Source organism: Saccharomonospora iraqiensis subsp. iraqiensis (assembly GCF_000430445.1).
Taxonomy (GTDB): Bacteria; Actinomycetota; Actinomycetes; order Mycobacteriales; family Pseudonocardiaceae; genus Saccharomonospora; species Saccharomonospora iraqiensis.
Genome location: NZ_KE387056.1, coordinates 96,775 through 103,947 on the forward strand (window position 1 = coordinate 96,775; position 7,173 = coordinate 103,947).

Sequence of the window (7,173 nt, forward strand, 5' to 3'; positions counted from 1 at the left end):
GCCCGGCCCGGCCACGCCCGTCGCCGGACCGGCCCAGCAGCGCCCCGTCCCCGGAGGTGCCGTCCCCGGGGGTGCCGCCGCCGGAGGTGTCGTCGTCGGGACTGGTGCCGCCTGGTGTGCTGTCGGGCACGGTGCCCCCTCGGGGTCAGGAGTCGAGGCCGTCGCGATCGGCCCACTCCAGAAGGGTGTCCAGGGAATGGGCCACGTCCTCGATCCCCGCGTGCAGATCACCCAGTTCGGCGAACCGGCCGGGGACGGTGGCGATGGTGCAGTCGCGCGGGTCGACGTCGTCGATCTCGTCCCACCGGACAGGGGTGGACACGGTCGCCCGCGGCGACCCGCGCACCGAGTAGGCACACGCGATCGTGTGGTCGCGGGCGTTCTGGTTGTAGTCCACGAACACCGCCGTCGGGTCCCGGTCCCGGCGCCACCAGGCAGTGGTCACCGCGCGCGGCGCACGCCGCTCGACCTCGACGGCGAAGGCGTGTGCCGCCCGCCGCACCTGCCCGAAGTCCCAGCGCGGCGCGATCCGGACGTAGATGTGCAGGCCGTTGCCGCCCGAGGTCTTGGGGAAGCCGACGATGCCGAGTTCGTCCAGCACCTCGTGGGCGACGTGGGCGGCCCGGCGCACGGTGGCGAACTCGCAGCGCGGCATCGGGTCCAGGTCGATGCGCCACTCGTCGGGGTGCTCGGTGTCGGCACTGCGGGAGTTCCACGGGTGGAACTCGACCGTCGACATCTGCACCGCCCAGATCACCTGGGCGAGTTCGGTGACGCAGAGTTCGTCGGCGGTGCGGCTGTAGCGCGGGAAGAACACCCGCACGGTCTCCAGCCAGTCCGGCGCGCCACGCGGGACCCGCTTCTGGTGCACCTTCTCCCCGGACACCCCGTCCGGGAACCGGTGCAACATGCACGGCCGCTCGTACAGGCCGCGGACCACGCCGTCACCGACCGCGCGGTAGTACTCGACCAGGTCGAGCTTGGTCGCCCCGCGCTCCGGGAAGTACACCCGGTCCGGGTGGGTGATCCGCACCGTGCGACCCCCGACGTCGACCTCGACGGCGTCGCTGCCCATGACCCCACGGTAGCGGCGCGGCCGGGGCACCGGGGGACGAGAAAGCACGTCCGTGGTTCAGGCCCGCGCGGCGCCCAGGACGTTCAGAGCGGGAATGAGCTCCCGCTCCTCGTGGTCGAGGTGGGCTTCGAGCTGCCGCGTGAGCTGCCCGACCTGATCGGCGACCGCGCCCGCGTCGGCCCCCTCGTCCGCGACGACGGTGCGCAGCCGGTCGAGCAGCGCCGCGATCGCCTCGTGTTCGGCGCGCAGGCGCGCGAGCACGCCGGCGAGCTCCGGGTTGGCGTCGTCGAGCAGCGGGAAGGTGCCGTCGTCCTCGGTGTGGTGATGGTGCCCCAACCCTCGGCACAGGGCCAGGCAGTTGATCCGCAGCTGGGCGCCCAGGCGCGGTCCGGACCGGGCCACCTCCGTACGGAGGGCCGCGAGTTCGCGCCGGAAGACGTCGTGGATGACCGTGAGCGCGTCGCCCCACGGCAGGTCCTCGGCCGGTCCACCCTCGACCGGCCGGAGCGCCACGACCGGGATGACCCGGTCGGTCCGCCGCTGATACTCCGCCCAGGTCGGGTCGATCTCGGCCGCACGGGCGAACGCCGCGTCGCGCTCCGCGCCGTCCAGTACCTCCGCGTCGGCCGTGTAGGTGAACGCCCCGGTCTCGACCGTCACACGGGGCTCAGTCAGGAGGTTGCGGTACCACTGCGGGTGCGCCTCGGCGCCGGCCGCCGAGGCGATGACCAGCGTGCGCCCGTTTCCGTCGTGCAGGAACTCCACCGGAACGGTGTGCGGCCGGCCGCTCCGGCGGCCGGTGGTGGTCAGCAGGACGAGCCGCGACCCCGGGAGAGCACCTCCCACGTTGCCGCGGTTGGCCCGGAACTCCTCGATGACGGGCTGCTCGAAGTCGGACATGACACTCCGTTATGGATACTCAACGCACGTCGGAGCTGTTCCGCGGCACGGAAACGCTCGACGACGTGGTCGGGCCGGTGTGCTGCGGTGGTCACGGTCTCGGTGGTGGGAGCGGCACGGGACGCGCGCCGATCGCGCGGTCACCGGAGGCGGTGCGGGTGGGAGCGGGTCAGAGTCGCCCTGCGGACCGAGACGTCACGGCAACCTCCCCGGGAAACATCCGGTGTCCGAGGCTTCGGGGGCGTCGCCGCTCGCCGGAAGTCCCGTGACACACGGCTCATCCAACCGGCCCCGGTCACCGCGGTCAAGGCGGCATCAGGAATTCACCGGAACGGCCCCCCGGCCTCGGCGGCGCCTGCCCGCACCGGTCGTGGCGAACCGGTTCCGGGGCCGTGCGAGCATGCGGTATGGCCGTCTTCGAACGCACCCGCCGCTTCGCGCGGGAGGAACGCACCGAGCTGGCGCGGTATCTCCGGACACTGACCCCGCACCAGTGGGACACGGAGAGCCTGTGCGCGGGATGGCGCGTGCGCGACGTCGTCGCCCACGCCATCAGCTACGACGAACTCGGCCCCCGGGGCCTGTTCGACCGCGCCCGGCGGGGCCGGTCGCTGGCCGCGATGAACGAGATCGGCGTCGCCGAGTACAACACGCTGCCGACGGACGAGCTGGTCGCGCTGCTGGAGCGCTACGCCGACCCGCGTGGGTTCCACGGTCTGAGTGGCGGTGTGAGCGCGCTGGAGGACGGGCTGATCCACCACCAGGACATCCGCCGCGCGCTCGGCCACCACCGCGAGATCCCGGCCGAGCGGCTCGTCACGACCCTGCGCCTGGCGCTGCTCGCACCCCCGCTCGGGGCCCTCCTCCGCATCCGGGGCCTGCGCCTCGTCGCCACCGACGTCGACTGGTCCGCCGGCCGCGGCCGGATCGTGCAGGGCCCCGGCGAGGCACTCCTCATGGCGATGGCGGGCCGCACCGGTGTCGTGGACGAGCTGACCGGCCCGGGGCAACCGATCCTCGCCTCCCGCATCGGGAAGTGATCACTCCGGGAGGACGGTCGGGGAGTTCCGGATGACACCGTCCTCGGTACTGCTCGGGAGCGAGGGCGGCGAACACATCGGGCTGATCCTCCGGGCCCCGTCGCATCCGGACGCTTCGGACTTTCGGGACGGCGGCTGGGTCTCCGCTTCGATCTCGGTCCGCGCCGGGTGCTTCACCGGAACCCTCGGGGCGAGTCTCCGGATCGAGGAACTGGCCGACTTCCGTGACGAGCTACGAGCGGTCCACGACACGCTGCAGGGCACCGCGCAGCTGGACAGCCTCGAAGACTGGATCAGCCTCACCATCCGGTGCACAAGGACCGGAACCCTGACCGTGACCGGAGAGGCTACGGACGCGCTGGAGAACCGACTCCGTTTCGAGCTGCACGGACTCGACCAATCACACCTGCCACCTGCGATGGCAGCGCTGGAAGACGGCTTGCGCGAGTTCCCGGCCCCTGGGACACCGACATGACCACACCGGCGCTGGGCTGCCGGAGGATGACGGCCCGCACCGGCCCAGCGCCTGCGCTGGGCAGCGCCACTACACCGGCAACCATCTTGGAGAACAGAAGTCCGTCGTGGTCGGAATGACCTGAGGATTCGTGCGGCGGCGAGCCCTTTCTCTCGTGGAGCACCACAGCGATCATGCCTGTATGGCGAGGACATCCGACGACGGGCGTTATCCATCGATCGAGCCGCACGAGTCAGGCATGCTGGAGGTCGGCGACGGCCATTCGCTGTATTGGGAGGTGTCGGGCAACCCCGATGGCAAGCCGGCCGTCGCCCTGCACGGCGGTCCCGGGTCGGGGAGCTCTCCGAGATTGCGGAGCCTGTTCGACCCGAACCGCTACCGCGTGGTCCTGTTCGACCAGCGCAACTCCGGGCGCAGCAACCCTTCGGCGGCCGATCCGGTCGTCGACCTGTCGGCCAACACCACCCAGCACCTCGTCGCCGACCTGGAGGCGCTGCGGGTCCACCTGGGAATCGAGCGCTGGCTGGTGGAGGGTGGCTCGTGGGGCGTCACCCTCGGTCTCGCCTACGCGCAGGCATATCCGGAGCGGGTGACCGAACTGGTGCTCGCGGCCGTGACCAACGGCGACCGGCGCGACACCGACTGGATCACTCGTGACATGGGCCGGGTTTTCCCGCGCGAGTGGGAGCGGTTCCGCGACGGCGTACCCGCCGCCGAACGCGACGGCGACCTGTCGGCCGCCTACAGCCGGCTGCTTCACGATCCCGACCCCGAGGTCCGGGCCAAGGCCGCACGCGGGTGGTGCGAGTGGGAGGACACCCACATGTCGCTGGCCCCCGACGCCGCACCGTTCCTGTCGGTCGCCGACCCGGCATTTCAGCTGGCCTTCGCTCGCATCGTGACCCACTACTGGTCCCACGGCTGCTTCCTGGACGAGGGGCAGTTGCTGCGTGACATCGAGCGGCTCCACGGGATTCCTGCCGTGTTGATCCACGGGCGTTACGACGTCAGCGGTCCACTCGACACGGCGTGGGCATTGCACCGCGCTTGGCCCGGCAGCGAGCTGGTGGTCCTCGACGACACCGGACACCGCGGCGGCAGCATGACCGCAGCGATCATCGCAGCCACCGACCGCTTCGCCCGGGATCAGCGTGAGTAGTTGTCGGGGGGCATACTGCTTCCCACCTTGGGAGTGGGCCCTTGTGCCATCCCGTCGACCTGGCGTAGCCCGATCACGCTGGGTCAAGGGGGCAACCTGCCTCGGGGCCGGCGGCTGATGTTGCCAGGCTTGCCCGTCCGGCGAGGACCTCTTCTTCTGGTCAACGTCAGGCGCCATCTTGAGGACATGATGTGAGGGTCGGCGTCTGTGGGGCGTAAGGGGGCCGACCTGCGGTGACAGTGCCCCCGACGGGTCTCGAACCCGCACTGCGTCGATTCCAGGGCGACAGTCGCCGATGTCTACTGCTAACTGTCCTCACCTGGCACCAACTGTGTCGTTAGCAGAAGCTAATGCTCGTTCTTCGTCTTCGGCTGTCCGCGCATAGCTGCATATTCCGAGGGAAACCCGGGGATTGAGACAACGGCCCCTTACACTCGTTCGCCGACCTGGCGACGAGTGTCGACAACCTCAACCACCAACAACTAGTTCTAAGAGACTGAAGGCGCTACTAGCTTCATACCGAGCTGTCGATATACCTCGAACGGAGTTTCGTAGGGAACTTCAAAAGCCCTGCAGACATCCGGGATCTTCACTCTCGTTTTCGACTGAGGAGCCGGCACCTCACGCGTCACTACCACCCCGCCTACTGCCATCGCTAGCGCTATTATCCTTATGTCGGCAGAAGCCATGAAATCGCTAACGGCGGCCTGCCCGTAGGGGCGGTCTTTGTCATTCGCCCACGTAGCAAGTCGAGCCAAGTTATCCAGTGAGTCAGCGGAGTCCTCAAGCCAAAACTCCGCTGGCAGTTTGTTTGCCCAGTCCACGAGTTCACCTTTGCCGGCAAGAATCTCAGTGCGCACAGCCGCTACGGAGCCAACGCGCCCGCCGAGGATAGGGTCTTCAAGCCAGTCCCAAAACCCCGGTGCAAAATCAAACCCATAGTAAAGGCGCGCAGCCTCCATGAACGCGTTAGCATCGAGGAGATACATGATCAAAACCCCAGGAGCTTGGCATAAGAGTCGAAAACGTTAAGGGCACGGAGAGAGGTGAGCCTCATGGCTTCTGATAACTCTGTGCGCCCTTCGAGTGCATCGCCGATTACCGCGCGGGCAAACCTTGCTCCGATTCTGTAGTTCTGGTTGTAGTAGAAGTTTCCCCCTCCACTTACTTCGCTCGCCTTATGAGAGGCCAGACGCTGAACTTCGGCATCGTATACGGACTCAAAATCGTCGAACTCGATGAGACGATTCCTGCGGATGGCTTGGAGAATCACCAAGGTGCCACAGCGATAAACCTCGGACAGGCGCTTGAGCTGCCCGGCGAGTTCAAGCCTTGACATGCCGGGATAACGCTCTTTTAGATCTTCTGAAGGCACTAGGACCTCAGAAGCGACAGTGTTGCACCACTGCTCGATCTCTGATTTCGATCTCTGGGCGGGATCTTCTCGACTGATTCCGCCGGATCCTAGCCACACGTGCGCGAATTCGTGCGCTAAGGTAAAGATTTGACCATTCAAAGTCTGGCGAGCATTCACAAAAACAAGAGGGGCATACTCATCGACCAGAGAAAATCCCCGAAACTCGTCTTCGTCTAAAGGTCTATGAGTATTGTTGTCAACCATCGAGGTGACAACAGTCAGGCCGCCGATTTCTTCGAACTTGTCGATGAGATGCTTGCGCACGGCAGACCCATTGCCGAAACGCTCCTGTACTTCGAAATCAAGTTTCGTGCGAATATCTTCTGCAGCGGCAGTGGCGCTCGTTTTTGCAGCGGAGGCTACAACGGTCACCTTTGGGAGCATATGGTCTTGCGCGTAGCCACGGTACCAGTCTTGTTTCCGAATGCTCTGGTTCAATACTGCAAACAGATTTGCAGACGGCTCGCCGACAGGACCTCCGAAACCTTCCCTGTAGTCGGGTATAGGAAGTTCCATTCTCGGCGGCTCCTGGAGGAGGAGATATCCGAAAGGGACCCCGGCGGTCTTGGCGAACTTTTCGAGTTGTTTGATAGTTGGCTGCTGTTGGCCAGCGATCCATTCGTTCAGTGGTAAGGTTCCGTGAACGTCGTCAGCTTCGATTCCAGCCCAGTCTGCAGCCCATTCCAAGACCGAAGGGGAGACAGGAACTCTAGTTACCACCGCTGTCCCTCCCACGCCTAGCGACCTCCACTCCAAGAGCCATCATTCGGGACTCTCGCGATGCCCGCAACCGGCTGATTGGCTGAGTGCCCAATCTCGCACGGTTTGGGTAGAGCGATCGCGGAACGTGTGCGCATTGTTACCGCTTGGTGGTCATCCCGTCGCCCGATGGCGTCTCGATCACGCCGTGTCGGGGCCGCAACCGTCCTCGGGACCGCAACGCCCGGCTGCCAGGCTTGCGGCCCCGGCGCGGCGTGATAGCCATCACGTCAGGCGACGGGATGACCACCAAGCAGCCCCCACCCTGCCCACCGGCACCGCGGCTGCCCTTCCGGTGGGCATCCCGGATCCTGCCCGTCCGGCGAGGACATCTCTTTCTCGTTCGGC

General features: G+C 66.7%; 7 protein-coding genes. 3 read left to right on the forward strand and 4 right to left on the reverse strand.

The genetic code is table 11. The annotated features are described in order from the left end of the window. Window positions 1–145: 145 nt before the first annotated feature. Window positions 146–1,075 (reverse strand): non-homologous end-joining DNA ligase, encoded by a 930-nt coding sequence (gene ligD, locus ACTIR_RS0104510; RefSeq protein ID WP_026453379.1) that lies wholly within the window; start codon window positions 1,073–1,075, stop codon window positions 146–148. A gap of 57 nt (window positions 1,076–1,132) precedes the next feature. Next, on the reverse strand, window positions 1,133–1,975 hold the full coding sequence (locus tag ACTIR_RS0104515; RefSeq protein ID WP_026453380.1) for a nitroreductase/quinone reductase family protein: 843 nt from the start codon (window positions 1,973–1,975) through the stop codon (window positions 1,133–1,135). Between the two features lie 407 nt (window positions 1,976–2,382). Here ACTIR_RS0104515 and ACTIR_RS0104520 point away from each other — a divergent pair, with 407 nt between their 5' ends. The 3 genes from ACTIR_RS0104520 (at window position 2,383) to pip (ending at window position 4,649) form a co-directional block, all read left to right on the forward strand. Further along, window positions 2,383–3,015, forward strand: a complete 633-nt coding sequence (locus tag ACTIR_RS0104520) for a maleylpyruvate isomerase family mycothiol-dependent enzyme (RefSeq protein ID WP_026453381.1) — start codon at window positions 2,383–2,385, stop codon at window positions 3,013–3,015. A 31-nt stretch (window positions 3,016–3,046) separates the two neighbouring features. After that, entirely contained in the window at window positions 3,047–3,490 is a 444-nt protein-coding gene (locus ACTIR_RS21695) for a WapI family immunity protein (protein ID WP_052583711.1), read from the forward strand. 181 nt (window positions 3,491–3,671) lie between these two features. Beyond that, the gene (pip, locus tag ACTIR_RS0104530) at window positions 3,672–4,649 is read left to right on the forward strand and encodes a prolyl aminopeptidase (protein WP_026453382.1); all 978 of its coding nucleotides are present in this window, start codon (window positions 3,672–3,674) and stop codon (window positions 4,647–4,649) included. 488 nt (window positions 4,650–5,137) lie between these two features. Here the strand turns inward: pip and ACTIR_RS25185 are convergent, their stop codons facing one another. Both ACTIR_RS25185 and ACTIR_RS25190 read right to left on the reverse strand, forming a co-directional pair. Next, on the reverse strand, window positions 5,138–5,638 hold the full coding sequence (locus ACTIR_RS25185) for a DUF4411 family protein (RefSeq protein ID WP_154663661.1): 501 nt from the start codon (window positions 5,636–5,638) through the stop codon (window positions 5,138–5,140). A 2-nt stretch (window positions 5,639–5,640) separates the two neighbouring features. Beyond that, window positions 5,641–6,753 (reverse strand): ImmA/IrrE family metallo-endopeptidase, encoded by a 1,113-nt coding sequence (locus ACTIR_RS25190; protein ID WP_154663662.1) that lies wholly within the window; start codon window positions 6,751–6,753, stop codon window positions 5,641–5,643. Window positions 6,754–7,173 lie beyond the last annotated feature (420 nt).

Bases quoted from the DNA above. Each gene is read 5' to 3' on its own strand.
- ligD (WP_026453379.1), bottom strand. From the start codon at position 1,075: ATGGGCAGCGACGCCGTCGAGGTCGACGTCGGGGGTCGCACGGTGCGG.
- ACTIR_RS0104515 (WP_026453380.1), bottom strand. From the start codon at position 1,975: ATGTCCGACTTCGAGCAGCCCGTCATCGAGGAGTTCCGGGCCAACCGC.
- ACTIR_RS0104520 (WP_026453381.1), top strand. From the start codon at position 2,383: ATGGCCGTCTTCGAACGCACCCGCCGCTTCGCGCGGGAGGAACGCACC.
- ACTIR_RS21695 (WP_052583711.1), top strand. From the start codon at position 3,047: ATGACACCGTCCTCGGTACTGCTCGGGAGCGAGGGCGGCGAACACATC.
- pip (WP_026453382.1), top strand. From the start codon at position 3,672: ATGGCGAGGACATCCGACGACGGGCGTTATCCATCGATCGAGCCGCAC.
- ACTIR_RS25185 (WP_154663661.1), bottom strand. From the start codon at position 5,638: ATGTATCTCCTCGATGCTAACGCGTTCATGGAGGCTGCGCGCCTTTAC.